Annotated in this window: 12 protein-coding genes; 4 read left to right on the top strand and 8 right to left on the bottom strand. The window is 44.8% G+C overall.

Annotated elements, in window-relative coordinates; translation table 11 throughout:
* Positions 1-7 precede the first annotated feature (7 nt).
* Complete coding sequence (locus tag QNM16_RS25650; RefSeq protein WP_284023045.1) at positions 8-1,255, bottom strand: efflux RND transporter periplasmic adaptor subunit; 1,248 nt, start codon at positions 1,253-1,255, stop codon at positions 8-10.
* Positions 1,256-1,906: 651 nt separating this feature from the next.
* Between QNM16_RS25650 and QNM16_RS25655 the strand changes: the two genes are divergently transcribed.
* Positions 1,907-3,718, top strand: coding sequence for a PKD domain-containing protein (locus QNM16_RS25655; RefSeq protein WP_284023046.1), 1,812 nt, complete (start codon positions 1,907-1,909; stop codon positions 3,716-3,718).
* Between the two features lie 76 nt (positions 3,719-3,794).
* Here QNM16_RS25655 and QNM16_RS25660 read toward each other — a convergent pair whose 3' ends face one another.
* The 6 genes from QNM16_RS25660 to QNM16_RS25685 all read right to left on the bottom strand — a co-directional run bounded on the left by QNM16_RS25660 (position 3,795) and on the right by QNM16_RS25685 (position 12,694).
* On the bottom strand, positions 3,795-6,632 hold the full coding sequence (locus QNM16_RS25660; protein ID WP_284023047.1) for a TolB family protein: 2,838 nt from the start codon (positions 6,630-6,632) through the stop codon (positions 3,795-3,797).
* 66 nt (positions 6,633-6,698) lie between these two features.
* Positions 6,699-6,941, bottom strand: a complete 243-nt coding sequence (locus tag QNM16_RS25665) for a hypothetical protein (RefSeq protein WP_284023048.1) — start codon at positions 6,939-6,941, stop codon at positions 6,699-6,701.
* A gap of 94 nt (positions 6,942-7,035) precedes the next feature.
* On the bottom strand, positions 7,036-8,319 hold the full coding sequence (locus QNM16_RS25670; RefSeq protein WP_284023049.1) for a sensor histidine kinase: 1,284 nt from the start codon (positions 8,317-8,319) through the stop codon (positions 7,036-7,038).
* The gene (locus tag QNM16_RS25675) at positions 8,309-9,691 is read right to left on the bottom strand and encodes a sigma-54-dependent transcriptional regulator (RefSeq protein WP_284023050.1); all 1,383 of its coding nucleotides are present in this window, start codon (positions 9,689-9,691) and stop codon (positions 8,309-8,311) included. The genes QNM16_RS25670 and QNM16_RS25675 overlap by 11 nt, the downstream gene beginning before the upstream one ends.
* Before the next feature lie 60 nt (positions 9,692-9,751).
* Positions 9,752-10,603, bottom strand: coding sequence for a D-hexose-6-phosphate mutarotase (locus tag QNM16_RS25680; RefSeq protein ID WP_284023051.1), 852 nt, complete (start codon positions 10,601-10,603; stop codon positions 9,752-9,754).
* Between the two features lie 132 nt (positions 10,604-10,735).
* Positions 10,736-12,694 carry a methyl-accepting chemotaxis protein gene (locus tag QNM16_RS25685; RefSeq protein ID WP_284023052.1) on the bottom strand — a complete coding sequence of 653 codons (1,959 nt, stop codon included), beginning with the start codon at positions 12,692-12,694 and terminating at the stop codon, positions 10,736-10,738.
* A 162-nt stretch (positions 12,695-12,856) separates the two neighbouring features.
* Between QNM16_RS25685 and QNM16_RS25690 the strand changes: the two genes are divergently transcribed.
* From QNM16_RS25690 to QNM16_RS25700, 3 genes are all read left to right on the top strand, one after another.
* Entirely contained in the window at positions 12,857-14,095 is a 1,239-nt protein-coding gene (locus QNM16_RS25690; RefSeq protein WP_284023053.1) for a carbohydrate porin, read from the top strand.
* Between the two features lie 360 nt (positions 14,096-14,455).
* Entirely contained in the window at positions 14,456-15,697 is a 1,242-nt protein-coding gene (locus tag QNM16_RS25695) for a carbohydrate porin (RefSeq protein ID WP_284023054.1), read from the top strand.
* Positions 15,698-15,907: 210 nt separating this feature from the next.
* Positions 15,908-16,297: a YbaN family protein gene (locus tag QNM16_RS25700; protein ID WP_284023055.1), complete on the top strand. Its 390-nt coding sequence runs from the start codon at positions 15,908-15,910 to the stop codon at positions 16,295-16,297.
* 42 nt (positions 16,298-16,339) lie between these two features.
* Here the strand turns inward: QNM16_RS25700 and QNM16_RS25705 are convergent, their stop codons facing one another.
* Positions 16,340-18,580 (bottom strand): TonB-dependent receptor domain-containing protein, encoded by a 2,241-nt coding sequence (locus QNM16_RS25705; RefSeq protein ID WP_284023056.1) that lies wholly within the window; start codon positions 18,578-18,580, stop codon positions 16,340-16,342.
* Positions 18,581-18,583: the final 3 nt, after the last annotated feature.

An 18,583-nucleotide genomic window follows, 5' to 3' on the forward strand; every position in this document is an offset into this window, starting at 1 on the left:
TTCCTTCCTACTGAATAACCACGACTTGTCTTGCTTTTGCCAGCGCATCGAGATCTGAAATGACAACTGCCTGCCCTGCTTGCAAACCACTTTTTACTTCCACATAACGCTCACTGCGTTGCCCTAACTGAACCTCAACAAGCTCTGTGTGACCTTTCTCAAGCACTTTGTACATATCAATAGACTGTGTACTTAGCTCCATAACCGGCGTGCGAATATAATGGGTGTTTTCTATTGTGTCGATGACAATAGACGCTGTAATGCTTTGCTTGGGCCGCAGATCCAAATGCTCATACTCGGGCAAACTCACTTCTACTTTAACGCTGTGCTGAGAGACCACAGGATCAATCCGCAGCACCTCACCGCGTAACACCGCCTCACCAGCGAACACATCTACTGGCTGGCCAACTTTTACAGAGCCAGCTTGAGACTGGCTCACTTGTAACTGTGCTATTAACCCTGCTTGGTCGCCTAAGGTTGCAATATGATCGCCCATCGCGATGTGCGTGCCTAAATCCAAAGACATCCGCTCAATGACACCGTCATGCGGTGCGATGATCGAGAGCACGGTAACTTTGGACGCCAATGATGCCAGCTCTTGTTGTGATAAAGCGACCCGCTTTTGCATCACCTGCAATGTACTTTGGTGCAGTGCCTGTAACTGTGACAAACGCGTCTTAGCATGGTCAATTTGACCTGTCACACTGCGCAGTTGTGCCTGTGTTTCAAGAAATGATAGTTGAGAGATAATCCCCTGCTCAGCAAGGTCTTTTTGCGCTTGAAAACGAAAAGACAGAGTCGCCTGTTGCCCTTCTAACTGACTAATGACTGATCGCTCAACCAGCAGCTCCCGCTGCTGGCGCAAATCCAATTGCTGTAGCTCAGCTTGCGCTTCAGCCGTTTGTTGCTGCGCGCGCTTATAATCCAATTCTAAGTCTGCGTTTTCCAACTGAGCGATCACGGTACCCGGCGCTACGACATCACCCGGTTTGTGCTTAATGTCGATCACCACGCCCGGGCTTGCTGCCGTGATAATTTTTTGCTCAGCACTGACCAAGGTGCCAAATGCATCGACAGTTATCGACAACGCACCATGCTTGACGGTATCAATCATCACTGAACGCCGCTCTAAATATGTTTTTTTATCCAACAGTGATGCCCATAGCGCAGCTGTTACCACAGCGCAAGCCAACAAACCGATCGCCCACTTATGGCGTAGAGGAAAAGACGTTTTTTTCGGTACTGGTATATCCATGTAATTCTTCTCGTAAGTCATGCGTATCAAAAAAGGATACTTACTGAAGATAAGGAATAGCGAAAACCATACCAAAAATAAAAAATAATAATATCAAAAACTTAAAAATTAACAGCATGATATTTACCTCGAAATCGAAGCAATCTCAATTCGATTCCGGAACCGGAAAATAAGAAAGCTTATCAAAAGCATAAAACGCACATTGTCCGCTCTTTAATTTGATGCCTTACCACCAGCAATAAATAAAAGACATGCCGATTACCAACTGGTACGTGTCCGGACCTGTTGATAAAAACTCATTAATTTTAAATTCACACAACAAACGTGCCACAGGATATATCGAAAGTGATTTATCACCGATTATCTCTTAAAACTGTATATAATTGATGATATTGAGAAATAAAAAGCATAAGCAAGCAATGCCATGAAAAGCGGCTTGCCAATATTCCTATGTAACTAGGCGAAGCCTGAATATATAATCGCCACCGCAACCCTTATGTACTTGAAATTGAATAACAGTGTGGCTATTCAGCGTTTAAAATAAACACCATAAAAATATTTTATTATCAATTTCTTTACAATTGCGATTTATAAGATTACCTTGTTTGTTGTTGTTTAAATATTACTCAACACAACTAACAAGGAACATAAATGAAAACTCGTTATTTACTATCTGCGCTAGGACTTGCCTCTGCGAGCTGCTTTGCGCAAACCACCGCACTCACCGAAGCACAAATGATGCAATATACTAGCAAAGCCAGTATGGCCACCATTGGCCAACGTGCTGAGCTAAATTTGGTGATCCAACCTCAAGCAATGGCAACAATGACAGCCAACAATGTCAGCCAAACTATCACCCAAACAGTGACACACCCCAATGCCAGCTATATAAAGTTGCATTTCAAAAACATTAATTTAGCCGGTGGTGGTAAGCTAGTAGTGCGCTCAGAAGACGGTAGTGAGCGCTATGAGTACACAGAAAACAATATGCGTGCAGCAACACTTGCTCAAGCTGATGACGGTGTCACAAGCTTCTCTGCCATGTCTATCTCTGCTGAAACAGCAGTCGTAGAATACACACCTGGCAGCCAAGTTACGACAAGCCAAAGTGCCATCATCGACTATTATGACCACGGCACTGAAAACGAACCGCAGCTTGCACCTGCAACCGGTGTTGGGATCAGCTCAACATGTGGTGCTATGGAAAGAAAAGATGTGCAATGCTGGGCCAATACTCATCCAACCGAGTTTGAGCGCAGCCGTCCTGTAGCACGCCTATTAATGAATGGTAGTGGTCTGTGTACTGGCTGGCGTGTGGGCCCAGATAACCGCATGTTTACTAATAACCACTGTGTTGAGAGTGCAGCTGAACTCAGCAATACCGAAGTATGGTTTAACTATCAGCACACTTCATGTAATGGCACAACACGTGAAACCGTTGTCAAAGTGACGGGTAAAGATTTCCTATCGACAGATTACACGCTCGATTATACGCTCTTCACCATCAATGATTTTGCAAAAGCACAACCGTTTGGCTACTTTGGTCTTGATGTAAGAGATGCCACGCAAGGTGAACGCATTTACATCCCTCAGCACGGCTCAGGTAATCCAAAAGAACTTTCTATTGAGTCAGATCGCGATGCCGATGGACTCTGCTCAGTCAATAATGCCAATGCCAACGGGCGTGGTACTGGCACCGATTTAGGTTATTACTGTGACACCATTGGCGGTTCTTCAGGCTCTCCTGTATTAGCAGCTGCAACCAACAAGGTTATTGCATTGCACCACCTTGGCGGTTGTCATAATAAAGGGGCGAAAGTCAGCCTGATCTGGCCAAAAGTCGCCAGTCATTTCAACAATCAGATCCCTGATGGGGATAACAACAGCGATCCAATGCCAGTCGCTCAGTTCACCGCAGACTGCACAGCATTAAGTTGTACCTTTGATGGCAGCGCATCTAGCTCACCTAATGGCGCAATTAGCCAATATGAATGGAGCTATGGGGATGCATCGAGCAATGGCTTCGGTGCCAACGTCACACACGATTATACGGCTTATGGCCAATACAATGTGTCACTAACGGTCACAGATGCAACCGGTGCATCGGCGACAACCTCGAAGCAAATTCAACTGGTTGACCCAAATGATGACCCAGCCAAACTTATCAATGGTGTCGCAAAAGAGGGATTAAGTGGCGCTAAATCAGACACTGTATTTTATTACTTAGACTTACCAGCTGGCGCGTCTAATGTGAAAATCAGTATTTCTGGCGGTTCAGGTGATGCGGATTTATATGTCAGAAAAGACAGCAAGCCGACCACCTCTACCTATGATTGCCGTCCTTACAGATGGGGTAATAGCGAGTCTTGTAGTATCACAAGTGGCGCAGGTAAATACTGGGTGATGATACGAGGCTATAGTGCATACGCGAATCTGAAGCTGGTAGCGACCTATACAGAATAAGTTTTAATTATTTTGAAACCAACCAATTAAACAAGGCGAGCAACAGCTCGCCTTTTTCATGTTCAAAACCATACCTTTACCAAGGATGCCAAAGCCCCAGCCAAGTTCGCCACTCATTATCATGCTGTTGTGCAGACAAACGCGCAAATCCGATATCAAGGCGCATGTTTGAAATACCTGCAGGCGCATATTTAGCCGCACTACCCAATACTTCTTCACTTAATCCAAGCTGCCATTTTACTCCCCAGCTACTGGCTACACGCATGCTGTCTAAGTGGTGCTGCGCATAATATAGACGTGGCCGCCCAGTGCGCCAACTAGTAGCAAATTCATAACCTAGGTAATGGTTTCCAGAATCAAACCAAAAAGGCAGCGCGGCAATAGGCTGCTGACTTGCACCCACACATGCATACAGGCTGTTAGTCGCAAATCCACCTATCTCCATTACTTGACGCTGACGATAGCGGTTATCAGCACTGATATAAACGGGCCAATCCCACAATACTGCTTCACTGTTAAATTGGATATCATGACCGGCATTCTCTCCCCACACTTTTGCCCCATCGAGCGCCGCATTAAAGGCAAACTGCTGTTGATTGTGATGAAAAGACACGCGTTGACCTAGCCAATAACTATACGCAGTCTCGTGATATCGGTGCTTTTCTACCACACCGCCTAAATAAGGTTGCCAGCGCCACTTTTGCCAAACATGCGCCAAAGATACATCTAACGTGTTAGACCATCCGTGTTGCGCTTGCTGCCTCTTAGGCTCAAGGCTTTGCTCTGCGATATCTAGCTGATACAGCTTCAGCTGATTACGGAGTTTTATGTCATTGCTTTGATAAGAAAAATCAATATATCCTCCAAGCAATACGTCATCAAATAGTGACTTACTCACGCCGACTTGCCAACTTTGCTGTTTAAGTATATCCGCCCCAGTTAGTGCGAAGCTCGCTAATTGCGTACTGGCTGATGCACTTTGCGCAGAAAGTGCCAATGACCAATCCTGTGGTTTTGGTGTATACGGCCCAGCAGACCATGATGTGGGTAATTTGTTGACTTGCTCTGGTGCTTTGAACTGCGATGCAACAAATGGCACCGGCTTTGTGGTTTTTGGTTGCTGAGCTTTAAGTGTATCTATCTCTGTTAAGGCACTCAGCTTTGTGCCATAAGGCGTACTTTCAATAAACCAAAGTTGTGAGTCATACTCGCCCACAAGCGCTTCAACAACATACTCACCTAGACTTAATCGCACCAATTGCTCATTGGCTAGGTGATAGTAATACACACCTAGAGCCCCTTGGTGGCCAGCAATAAAATACAAACCCGTGCCCTCATTATCCCAACGCGGTGATGTCACATATTGGGCTTCGTCCGGGACAGGCACTGCAATGTGATCAGCATTCAAGGCATGATTCTTAGCAACATATAATCGCCACAGACCGACTTGATCTGTTTTCAAGTAGGCAAGCTGAGCTCCTTTGGGACTCATAAGCGGATAATCATACACGGTATCCAGTTCATATGATGACAGTGGCGTCAGCTTTTGATCAGACAAGTTGAGCTGAATTAATTGCGAATAACCATGCTCAACTCGCTCGGCAATGAGTGTTGATGTGTCAACTATTGTGAAACGACGTATCCCCAGCGTATTCGTTATTTGCACCACTTTATCCGCTTCAATTTGCCATTTAAACAAAGCATGTTGCCAACCATGAGGGACTTTTTGTCTTGCAACAAAATAGATGGTGTCTTCATCAAACCACTGAGGATGGTAAATTCCGGAAAAATTTACCGGCACCAAAGACGCCAGCTTCTTTCGGGAAAATGAGTCGGGCCGTTTATCTGGAATGTCCTCAGGATCAGCCTTGAGCAGTGCTGCTTGACGCTGCTCAAATTTTGCAATAGCTGCCTGATCTTCTTCACTTTGGTACACATTTAATGTGATTTCTGACGATTGACTCGACTCCACAGCCAAAAATTTTTGCTTGTTCGTTGAGAGCTGAACATCACGCGCAGCAAAATCAAATTGCATCATTTCTTGGCTATCCACCTGCGGTGCTTGAGGCGCTGATAACATTGCTTGATGGGTATACTCGGCGATAAAGCGGCGATAAAGCTGCAGCGCAGATTTGCCAAACACACCTGCAAATGCAGATTCGAAATTACGACCCTCAACGGCATTAACACGCGTCCAAACCGCATCTAGGGTCGCTTCATCATATTCTTGCTCCAACCAAGCAAGAAACCGAGCCCCGAGCAAGTAGGCCATGGCACTTGCACGATAACTGCCATCTCCGTCACTCAGTGAATGATAAGGTAGTAATGCCCCTTGGCGTGCATATGCACGCAACAGTGCTTCACTGTAGTTGTCATACAAACGTCCCTTGCCTGTTAACTTAGATTCTTGCAATGTTGCATAGCCTTCGGCCACCCAGCGAGGCAATACGGCGCTTGCCAAGTCATAGCTGTCACTCAAATCTCGCAGCGTCTGCTTTAATGTATGACGACTGGGCTGAGACAAATGCACTAGGTGAATATATTCATGAAGCACTAGTAATTTAAGCCAACTTGGACTGTGTGAAATTGCCATATCAGATTGCGGCGGCGTAACATATAAAGCCATAAAAGGACTATCAGAGCTTGGCAGCGCGAAGCCATTGGGTAAGTTAAATGGATCTATGACAATGGCATCAACCGTCACATCCAGCGCTCGGTTTTGCTGCGCTAAAACACGCTGTCTCACCGCTTCAAGCTCAATGGCAGCAGCGCTTGCCCAAGTATGATGCTGCGGCTGATAGTGCACGCGAAAATGCGGGCTTTGAATTGATTGCCAATCCTGTGTCTTTGCCAAAACGGGCACACAGACACAGAACACGAGTACGATTAAAACACCATGTATCCTGCTATACATCGAAAATCCTTGGTATGACCCTAATGTTTAGTAGACCTTATGCCAATTTTCGACATCAAGAAAGGGTTAATCGTTGCGCGCCATCGCGCCGAGTGAAGTAAATAAAGTTAAAATCGCACCGACAACAACAAAAGCCACCATGGAAAACAAAGCGCTGAGCCCCAAGGTAAACTTTGCGGTTGCCATGGCCGCAGCAACAGCCCAAACGCTCACTCGACTGAGCCAACGTTTAGTTTGCAAAGGCAATTGAAGATGCTTTAAGGCAAACGCCATAACAAGAAAAGCGATAAACGGATATAACACCAACACAATACACTCCTCAGGTAAGTCAAATGCAGAAACGTCCTGTTAGACTGTCTCTGACTCTCGATTCATGTCAATTATATGGTAATGATAATTATTATCAACTAGGAAGGGTGATTTTTACTTCTGCTCCCTGTAAACCATTGCTTACTATCATACTGCCATCATGCTGCTCAATGATGCGCCTACTCAGGGTTAGACCAATACCTTGGCCGGTGCTTTTTGTCGAGTAAAACGGCGTCATGACATTGTCTAAGTTCGCAAATCCCCCCCCTTGATCTGTGATGCTTATCACTACATGTCCCGCTTGATAATGCGCACTAAGACCAATAGTGAAACCCGTGGGGGTGTGACTTAAGTTTGCTTCGGCTGCATTTTTCAGCAAGTTAATCAACACTTGTTCAAACAGCTGAGGATCGCATCGGCAGTCACGAACAGTGCAATCAAGCTGTATGATTTGATCATCATACATTTGCCCAATTAACGCTTTGACAGATATCAATAAGTCATGCAATTCAACCATTCGGCAATGTAGTTCTAGAGGTTTAGACAGCTCACTGAATCGTGAGACAAATTGCTGCAAATGCGCACACCTTTGCTCTACTACCTCTAGTGCATGCACATCTCTTGCTGCGTTCACTTTTCCCTGTAAAGTTTGCGCCAAAGAACTTACAGGTGTCAGCGTATTATGGATCTCATGACTGATCACACGGATTAACTGCTGCCATGCAGCCAATTCTTGATGGCGAAGTGCACGCCGAATATCCGTCGCGATAATAAGGCGATAACGTTTACCCTGCTCATAAAACTCACTGCTGGTTAGCGACCACTGTGCATTTAACCCATCACTGGAAAAGCGCCACTGGCTATCTATTGCAAACAAGCCCAATGTTTCTGCCGTACGACCGCGTTCATCCTGCCACGGCTTTTGATAAATTAAACTAAACGCTGGGTTAGCATAATTAAGGGTCTCATTTTCATCAAACACCCAAATTGGGCTAGGCAGCTTGTCTATTAGCTGATAAATAATCAACATGTGACTAGTATAAAGCGCTTTTTGTTGATGCATGCACTCACTCAACGCCACCAACTCACGTTCAAAACGGGCGATGTGACCCGCTTGGAAGTGAGGGTTTATTTGATGAGTAAAATCCGCTTGTTGCATGGCTTCGAGTTGAATGTTGGCACGTTTAAAAATACCGACAAGACGATGTAACACTTGATTCGATATCCACTGAAAACCAGTAAATATTACAATAGCTAACGTCGCAACTAGCCAAACGCTTAAAGACAATTTCAACCCAATGACAGCGCACAAACCACCTATCAATGCATTGAGCAATACTAGGTATAATTTGAGCGAGCGCTCAAAATTACTCAGCATGCTTCAAACCATATTTATCTAGTCGGCGGTATAATGATGATTTAGTAAGCCCCAGCTTTTGGGCTGCTTGGCTGGTCACACCGCCTTCTTGCGCCATGACCTCCATAATCATGCGTTTTTCCATCTGTGCTAATGTGCCTGTGCCTTCAATTAGACTACCCGCCATAATGTCCGCCACTTTTGATTGCTGAGCGAGTCGTAACTGGCAATCTTGTAGCGCAATCTGACTCCCTTCACTCATCAGCAAAGCACGCTCCATGACATGACTTAGTTCTCGAATGTTGCCTGGCCAAGGGTATGTTTGCAACGCATGAATCACCTTATCATCCATTGGCTTAGTAGCCATGCCATAACGTTTCGCATGTTTGGCCAATAAGTAGGACGCGAGGGGAATAATATCAGCTTGACGCTCACGCAGTGGCGGCAGTTCAAATACCAAGGTATTCATACGATAAAATAAATCTTGTCTGAACGTCCCTTCTGCAACGTTTTGCGGCAGATCCGCATTGGTGGCACAAATGAGTCGCACATCACTGCGAACGGTTTTGCTGCTCCCCAACACTTCATACTCGCCCGTTTCTAATACACGTAATAGTTTGGCTTGTAGCGGCATAGATAGGGTCGCAATCTCATCCATAAAAAGCGTGCCGCCCGAGGCCATGGTAAAGCGCCCAACACGATTTTGCTTTGCGTCTGTAAAAGCACCTTTGACATGGCCAAATAACTCGCTTTCAAATAATGACTCTGATAGTGCCCCCATATTGACACTCACTAACGGACCGCCTGCGCGCGCAGAGTGCTGATGCAGCCATGACACCAAATGACTTTTCCCCACACCGCTCTCACCGCACAATAAGATAGTGGCATCTGAATGTGCTACGCGCGATAATTTGCGTTCAAGCGTCTGCATACACGTAGATTGCCAAACAAACTCAATATCTGTTTCCGGCTCTGGTTGCAGTGTTTGGTTTAACTGAGTTTGTTGTTTTTTTTGTAAGGCGAGTTGTTGCTGAATTGAAGCCAGTAATGCGGCATTTTGCCATGGCTTTTCGATAAAATCGCTGGCACCAAGTTGTAGTGCTTTAACTGCCAGTTTAACGCTACCCCACCCGGTTATACACAACACAGCTGGTGCCCCCTGCTGTGCTTGCAACCAAGTTAAAAAGTCTAAGCCCTCTTGCCCTGAGGTAGTGTCTCTCGCAAAGTTCATATCAAGTAAAATGATATCGAAAGATGTGACACTCAGTAGCTGCTTTGCCGTACTGGGGGAGTCTGCTTCAATGACTTCAAAGCCTTGGTCTTCCAAAAAGTAAGCGGCGCTCAATCGTACTTCGACATTATCGTCAACAATCAAAATGCGGGGCAAAGGCATGGGTGTATCCTAACAGTATTTTTCCGTTAGGATACGATAAATCAAGGCAGGAGGAAAAGCTTAACGCCAGCAGACTGTGGTCACAAGCGTGTGGCTTTGACCAGGCTCAACCGTAACAGTGTCTTCAAGTACATTAGCCGCTTCTAAACACAGCATGCCCAAGTATTCTTCATTTTGAAAATTACTCAAACGCTTTGACTTTTCTATCCACGGATTCCAAAGCACACATGATGTCGAGTTTTCACGCCCAACTTCAATTACACCTTCTGGAGTATGGATACATTGCACTGGCGCAGCCTGGGTATAAACCATGTCTGTTTCACGCGCAAAACCCACTTTATCTGACTGCTCGAATGGCCCTTCGCCAAACTCAATATATTTTGCACCTTGCAGGCCATCAACCGTGGTGTTTTTAATATCCGAAGTTGGGAAATAAGTGTGTAATGCTTGTGTCAGTGAAAAAGGCGTCTGTCCTAGGTTGGTATTGGTCAGTCTGACTTCTAACTGCTCACCTAAAATAAACTCCACTTCCAATTTAGACTCATGTGGCCAAAATTGTCTGTCTACTTGCATCATCGGCAATGACAACGAAATACGCACAGCGTCTGAGGTTTCAGTTACCTGCTCTGCACGCCAAACTATTTTGCGCGCGAAGCCATGAGCAGGCCAGTCCGCGTTGTCATGCACACCAAACCACGGCCAGCAAATCGGGATCCCACCACGCACAGATTTACCTTCTTGATAATCTTCGTCCGCCGAGACCCACATAAGGTCGTTTTTGCCTGTTGGGATAAACTCTGTAATTTGCGCACCTTGCAAAAAAATTTTCGCCTGACACAGGGGACTTTTCACATCAAAATACTCTAGTCCAGTGTCGGTTCTTGCTAATTTTACTGAGTTGGAAAATTCCATGCTCCACCTTTCATTTTAATTCAACTGTCCTTACATTACCGAGCCACCAGCACAGAGTAAACCGGATTTACCCACTATGAATGATCTTCAACAATTTTGTACAAAATAACAGCGCCTTAGGTCTAATTCAGACTAAACTTTAAACTTACCAACCAGCTCCGTCAGCTGTTTCGACAACCCCGTCATTTTGTCTCCATTGTCACAGGTATCGCTCGCGATGATAGAAACACTGTCTGCCGCATTTTTTATTTCTACTACATTGCGATTAATGTCTTCAGCAACGTGCTGCTGCTCTTCTGCCGCAGTGGCTATTTGCGTATTTAGATCACTGATATTTTGAATCGACTGCGTGATTTCAATAAACTGGTTCTGCGCGGAGTGAGTGAGCTCGACTGTTTTTTCTGTTCTTTCCAAGCTGTTGGTCATATCTGTAGAGACGCCTTCTGTCATCTTACGCAATTTGTCTAATTGAGATGCGATTTCTTCCGTCGACTCCGAAGTACGCTGAGACAAAGCACGCACTTCATCTGCAACCACAGCAAACCCGCGTCCGTGCTCTCCAGCTCGGGCAGCTTCAATTGCCGCATTCAACGCCAATAAATTAGTCTGCTCAGCAATACCGCGTATTACACTTAAAATTGACATGATGTTTTCACTTTCGCTGTCGAGCTTAGTGATATCTGACGTAGCTCGATTGATAACACCAGACAGTTCAGCAACACTGTCCACCGTCTCTGTGATCACTGTTTGACCCAGCTCCGAGGCATGCTGGGTTTGGGTCGCAAGTTCTGCGGCATTCGCACAGCTGGATGCCACTTCATTCGCAGTAGCGGCCATTTCATTGATGGCCGTTGCCGCCATCTCTAACGATTGCTGCTGCGCACTGGTAGAGCCTGTCAATTCATCCGCCTGCCCTGCCGTAGTCAGCGCCGTTTGATTCACCTGTTGCGCACAATGATTGATCTGCTGCACCAGCTGCGCTATCAAATTTAAGAATTGATTAAAGCTCTCTGCGAGTTTACCCGTTTCGTCTTTGGTGGTGACCTCCAACCGCTTAGTCAAATCACCACCGCCTTGAGAAATAGCGGTCAAACCATCACTTACATTGACAATTGGACCAGACAGTAAGTTAGCGATATACGTCGCCATGGCCACAAAAATAGCCACTAAGATACCACTGATGATCAACACTGTGAGCTTCATTTGATTGGCTTTGCTCATGACCTCTTGCTGCTCAACAAACGCGATAAATTTCCAGCCAAGCGTCTTGGATGTGTAGATGTTAGAGAAAAATTCCACACCATCTATAGTGATCTCAAACAACCCATCTGGGCTGCGGTTCAGCTCTGTGTACAAGCCATTTTCAACGTCATCAATATGTTTAAACGTGTACTCTGGGTGCTTGGCATTAACCAAAATGGTGCCGCTGTCCTCCTCCAGCATCAAATAGCCTGTTTCACCTAAACGAATATTCTTGATGATATCTGTCAGCCCTTTAAGCGACACGTCCATGCCTTGCACACCCACAAATTCACCGCCTGATTTTACCGCTTTAGCAGTGGAAATAATTGCCGTATCATCTGGCTCCCAGTAATACGCATCGGTTAAACCTGTCTGACCATTCTTTTCCTTACCGGTTGTATACCAAGGACGCACGCGCGGATCATACCTTGCACTCACCTGACCTTTTGGCCACTGAATATAGCCGCCTTCTGGATTACCAAAATAAATATAAGAAATACCTGGGTGGGATGTACCAAATTGCTGATACAACTCAAACATGCGCTGTTCAACCTCAGTACCAGAGTCCGGTGTCATTTGCTCGGCCGTGTTATTGTCTTTGTAAATTGATACCTGACTGCGCCCGTTAAGCACATCTGGGTGATTGGCCAAATAGGTTACGTTCTTTGCTACCTCATCGAAAAACATACTGATACCATTGTCGATTTGCTGCGCCTCTCGGCTGCTCATTTCAACAAATTTATCTACCGCGAGCTGTCTTGTTTGAGTAATGATAATGACTGCAATGATCAATAAAGGCACCACAATGGCGGCGATGAATGCAAGGCGTAATTTTTGTGAAATTGTCATAGCGAAACTTCCTGTGGGCATTCAAAAAATATAGTTCTAGATCTTCAACTATTCAAAAAGATTGAAAAAAATTCTGGCATCAACCCTGTTTTGTTAATGGCAAGTCAGAAATACTCAGCTAACCTTTATGACAGATACGCCTGCTTTTAAGGATATGCCCCAATGCCACTCACAGAATGTAAATACCTTGGCACCGCCCTAATTTTTTTAACTTTGTCGTCACCCACTGTTGCCAATGACTCTGAGCTTGCAGAGTTAAAACAGCAACTGCAAAAATTGCAGCAAAAAATAGAAAAACTGGAAGCTGAGCAAAAACGCAAGCCGAAAGTCACTAAACCGGTTCCTAGTATTAAAGTCGGAGGGGCAGTTAGAACCACACTCAGCCACACATCCTATGATGATGATAATAAAAATCGCGGTGGGGATTTTGAGCTGGATGTATTCAGGCTAAATTTTTCGGGCAATATCGGCGGCTTTGGTTTAAATGCTGAATGGCGTTACTTTGATTATATGACCGCCGTGAAGTATGCCTACTTATATTACGATTTTGCCAAAGACTGGCAAGCACAAGTTGGCATGACCAAAGTACCATTTGGCAATTGGCCATATAATTCTCACAGCTGGTTTTTCGGCACAACTTATTATGTGGGTTTAGAAGATGACCATGACATGGGTATCTTGTTCAAACGTAAACTGGCAGACAATTGGCAGCTCGATTTGGGCTTTTTCAAAAATGATGAGTTAGGCGGCGTAGATGGATATGTTGAATCGCGCAGCGATCGCTACTCCTATGACATCGTCGGCGCACGCCCTGTAGCAGAAGGTATTTATGATGACCCAACGCAACCGCTTGGCGAATACAATACCTTCGCAGGTCGCTACGGCTATCATTTTAAGCATAAAGGCGGCACAACGGAGTTCGGTGTCTCCGGTTTAATGGGCAATTTACATAACGGCATAGAAAAAGCGGGCGAGTACCAAGCATGGGCTGTGCATGTGAATGCCAATATTGGCAAATGGAATCTTCAACTACAACATGGTGAATATGACTATGACGTAGCAGGCATAGATAGAATTGCGGTGGGTGCCTATGCATTCTATGACTCAATCGCCGCAGAAGCGACCATGTCTAATTTCAATGTCGCTTATAACATGAAGGTCAAATTGGGGCCCATCAATGCACTGCAATTCTATAATGACTTTGGCATCATCTACGATAAATCAGACCAAAGTCATGATACGTGGATGAACGTAACAGGGGTGTCTATGTCCGCAGGCGCGTTTTTCTCTTACTTAGACTTTGTGAATGCCAAAAACCAGCCCTTCGTAGGTGGCTCTATCGCTGGGGACAGCGATGATACACAGAGACGCTTTAACTTGAATTTTGGTTATTACTTTTAGGCTTCTCCCTTAGTGATGGCCAAATAATCCTATTTGGCCGAAAAAAGTAATAAAAGCGGAATTTTTTTATAGAAAAAAGTATGTCTTAAACACTGTTGACCATTTATTTACAGAAAAGAGCATAAGCAACTGATTAAGAATAATAAAATTGTAAATGACGCAAAAAAAACAAGTTGTGCTAGCTGACTTTTACATAACAAAATTTAAGCAAACCTCTGACAAAAACCAATCCTTTTCACCGCAGCGATACAATCCAATTACAAACCATAAAAAATTGCAATTTTCCCTAATTTGCACACATAAATATTGTGCGTTAGTCTTGCGCCTTTGTTAATTTTCACCCCTTGGATATTCTAATTAATGTCAAGAAGTACTGGACAGGCTTTGGCCTTAAGTGGCGCGCTTTTAGCCGCTGCACCACATGCATTTTCAGCCGATAATGAGCTTAATGAATTGAAACAACAGCTCGAACAATTAGAGCAAAAAATTCAACAATTAGAAGCTAATCAAACTGCTGAAAACACGGTTGAAGCGGATGCAGAATCAGGCATAAAAGTGGGTGGTGCGATACGCGTAAACTACTCGACAAATTCATACGATGAAGATACTAAAAACCGAGGTGGTGACTTAGATTTTGACGTATTTCGCTTTAACTTTTCAGGTGAAGTGGCTGACATTGGCTTAAATGCGGAAATTCGCTTTTTCGACTATATGACTGCGGTTAAATACGCTTACCTAGATTATGACATCACATCACAATGGCAAGCGCAGTTAGGTTTAACGCAAGTGCCTTTTGGCAACGACCCATATAACTCACACAGCTTTTTCATGAGTCCAAATTATTATCTTGGTCTGGAAGACGACTACGACATGGGTTTGGTGATGCGAAGACAAGTGGCAGATAACTGGCAGCTAGATCTGGGCTTTTTCAAAAATGACGAGCTCGGTGGTGTCGACGGTTATGTGGAAGACCGTAAAGATAGATATTCCATCGACATCGTAGGTGTTCGTGCCAATGACGAAGGCATTTATGATGAACCGACAGCTAAGCTTGGCGAGCACAACACCTTTGTTGCACGTTACGCATATCATGTAGATCACACTGCTGGGTCAACTGCGATTGGTGTATCAGCGCTATCAGGTGGTCTTCACGATGGTCAATACAGTGCCGGTGATTACCATGCTTGGGCGTTCCATATTAACAGTAATATTGGCAACTGGAACCTGCAATTCCAACACAGTCAATACGACTATCAAATCGACGCGAGTCAACGCATTGCTATCGCAGCCAATGCCACTTATGACACCATGCCAACAGAAGCGACATCAACAAGCGCAAACATTGCCTACAACATGTCAGTAAACTACGGCCCAATCACGCACCTGCAGCTGTACAATGATTTTGGCACCATTTATAACAAATCGGATGATTCTGCTAATTCGTGGATGAACGTCACGGGCGTGGCCGTCACAGCGGGCCCTATCTTTTCATACATTGATTTAGTGCACGCAAAGAACCAACCTTTTGTTGGTGGCACGCTATCAGGACAAAGTGATGACGTAGAGCGACGCTTTAATATTAACATCGGTTACTACTTCTAATTTTTCTCCAAAGACCATGAAAATACACACTATTTTCATGGTCTCTCCAGACAAATTCTCCCCTTATTTTGCATAATTTACTGCATTTTTCGTCTATAATGGAAAAGCATCTGCTGTTAAAATACCGCCTGTGCACTGACATGTAATTACCAATCAAACTTGCGTAGTAGTGAATTAAGCGACACTTGCAAAAAGGAGAAACAGCACATTATGAAAAAGCTTTTTAATCGCTGTTTCTGGCTTCATGCTGCTGGGATCATTTTTGTCGGCCTTGGTTTTATTGGTATGGCACTGCCCGTGATGCCCACCACCATTTTTTTTATTCTGGCACTGGCGTGCTTCTCTCGCTCTTCACCCAAATTCGAACACTGGCTGCTTACCCATCCAAAATTTGGCCCGTCGCTAGTTGCTTGGCGAGAGTATCAAGTGGTTCCCCCAAAAGGAAAGTGGGGCGCGGGGATAGGCATGTTAATTGGATACATTATTTTATGTTTTAGCACCGCTCCATGGTATGTACTGGTGTTAGTCGCGGTGATTGAAATTGTGGTACTGGCTTATGTACTCACTCGCCCTTCTCACCCTCCTGCGAGCGCAAACTAACACAGTCAGATCAGGCTTACCTAAAGTAAGCCTGCTATTCATCTAAAAAGTATAACTGAGCGTTAATTTATAATTCCTACCAAGCTCACTAGGGTCATTCGCTTCTCCGGCAGGCGCTCTCACATAACGCTCATCCGTCACATTATCAATGCCCGCGCGAACAACTAAATCTGATAAACTGCCGCTGCCCTGATATTTAGCCGTCAAATTGTAAACTTGATATGACCCTGTACCGTAGCCTCGCTCAAGATAGTCTTCTGTTAAGCGAGTTTGAGCACGATATGCCAGCATCTGTGCGCCAATATCCACATTCTCCAATACTGTGTATTGTAAATTTAGATTGAGCTTATCCGCAGGGGCCTCAGAGTAGGGCTGCTTATCGGTCTCAATGGTCCCTAAAAAGAAGTTAGGTACACCATAAGCATTCATATCAATGGCAGAGTATCCTAGATAACCGCTGAATTTACCCAGTTCATAATGCATCTCAACTTCCCAGCCGCGGCTCACCAATTTACCGATATTTTTAGCACTATAATCTCTATGGGTTGCAACAGGCACGCCATTGGCAGGCTTAGGTCCAGGTGCGCCAGGCTGCTTTACTCCTTGAGCATCCAGATAATACATAAACGGCACGTTATCGATAAAGTTTTTGATATTGTTATCAAAATAAAGGGCCTTAAGTTCAAATTTATCACCCCAACTAAGTGTGTCTAAAAAGATGCCAAATCCGCCTTCTAGATTTTCAGACTCCTCTGGCTTTAAATCTGGTTGAGGCTCGTTGTAGCAGAATTTGCCACCAATATGACAGCGCCATTCACGCTTTTTATAAAGCTCTTGAACACTGGGAGCACGAAATGCTTCAGCGTATTTAAGATAAAAATTAAAGTAGTCGGTGACTTTTAATGTCACACCCAGCTCACTTGATAGTGCGTCATCATCATGGTCATCATATTGGGTATACACGTCGCTACTGCGCTTGTAGCCATCATAGCGAAGACCTGCAGTGATCAAGATGTCGTCGTCAACAAGCGACACTTGGTCGATGACCGATAACGAGATATTATGCGCATCACTTTCACCATATTCAGAGGTTCTCACCTGATTTTCATCGAACTCAGACTGATCAAACTGCTCAACGTCATAGTTAAATTCAATGGCAACCTGGTGGTCAAATGATGTACTTAAATCAAAAAGGTTAGCCAAGCGGGCGCCATAGCGTTTGGTATTACCAAACTTACTACCTGAGTAGTCTATCTGCTGCCCTCGGCGCACAATATAGCCTAGGGTATAGTCATCATACGACTTATCGGAATACACCAGTTGCGCATCAAAATCGATATACGGATTGTCAGGCTGATAGACATAAGTCGAGGCGATTTCTAAATAATCATTACTGAAGTTTTTTGATAAGGTCGGATACATCAAGCCTAAACGTGTACTTAAGTTATATGGCTGATCATTGGAGCGCGTTTTTGACCAGTCAATCTTACTCTGCACACTATGCGCTTTATCAACAAACCAGGTATTTTTTAACGCGATATTTTGTCGCTCTGAATCATTTTTTATTTTATCTAGTTTTGCAGCATCCGCGATTGGCTGTTCTTCACTTCCCAGTCCTGTACTTCCTACAATGTCAATATCCGAAAAACGAACTGTGCTGAGGTGTAACACCGTATCCATATCTTCTGACAGCGTAAATAAGGAGCTCGTTAGTTGCGTGCTATCGCCATTACTTTGGTGCGTCGCGGTGACATGGGAACCGAAACCATAAGCACCATTTAAATAATCACTGGCATCTTTGGTCGTTAAGCGAATACTTCCACCAATGGCACCCGAACCAACCGTTAGCGAGTCAGCCCCACGCAACACTTGCACTTGCTTTAACTGACTTGGGTCAACACCTAGACTATTGATTGAGGTGAGATTACTGCCACCATCAAATTCCATTTTTCGCTTAACATTGTCCACAGAAACATGGATCCGTTCACCGTAGAGACCACGGATACTGGGCTGAGCCGCCAAAGGCGCGGCGCTACCAGTTAACTCAACTCCGGGGATCTCACGCAGTATTTGCGTCAGCTCCGCTTGTTGACGGCGTGCCATGGCTTCGCTGTCCAAAACCGTCACAGATCCTGCCGCATCTTTGTTAATCACTGACAATTTATGTCCGTGGACTTCTATTACATCTTCAATATTGCTAGGTTTCGCGGCGCTTGCATACACCTTTGCAGTACCTAACGCGCACAATAAACCCAAAGAAAGCGCCGAGCGTGTAAATTTCATGTC

The organism is Pseudoalteromonas umbrosa, assembly GCF_030125375.1.
Lineage (GTDB): Bacteria > Pseudomonadota > Gammaproteobacteria > Enterobacterales > Alteromonadaceae > Pseudoalteromonas > Pseudoalteromonas umbrosa.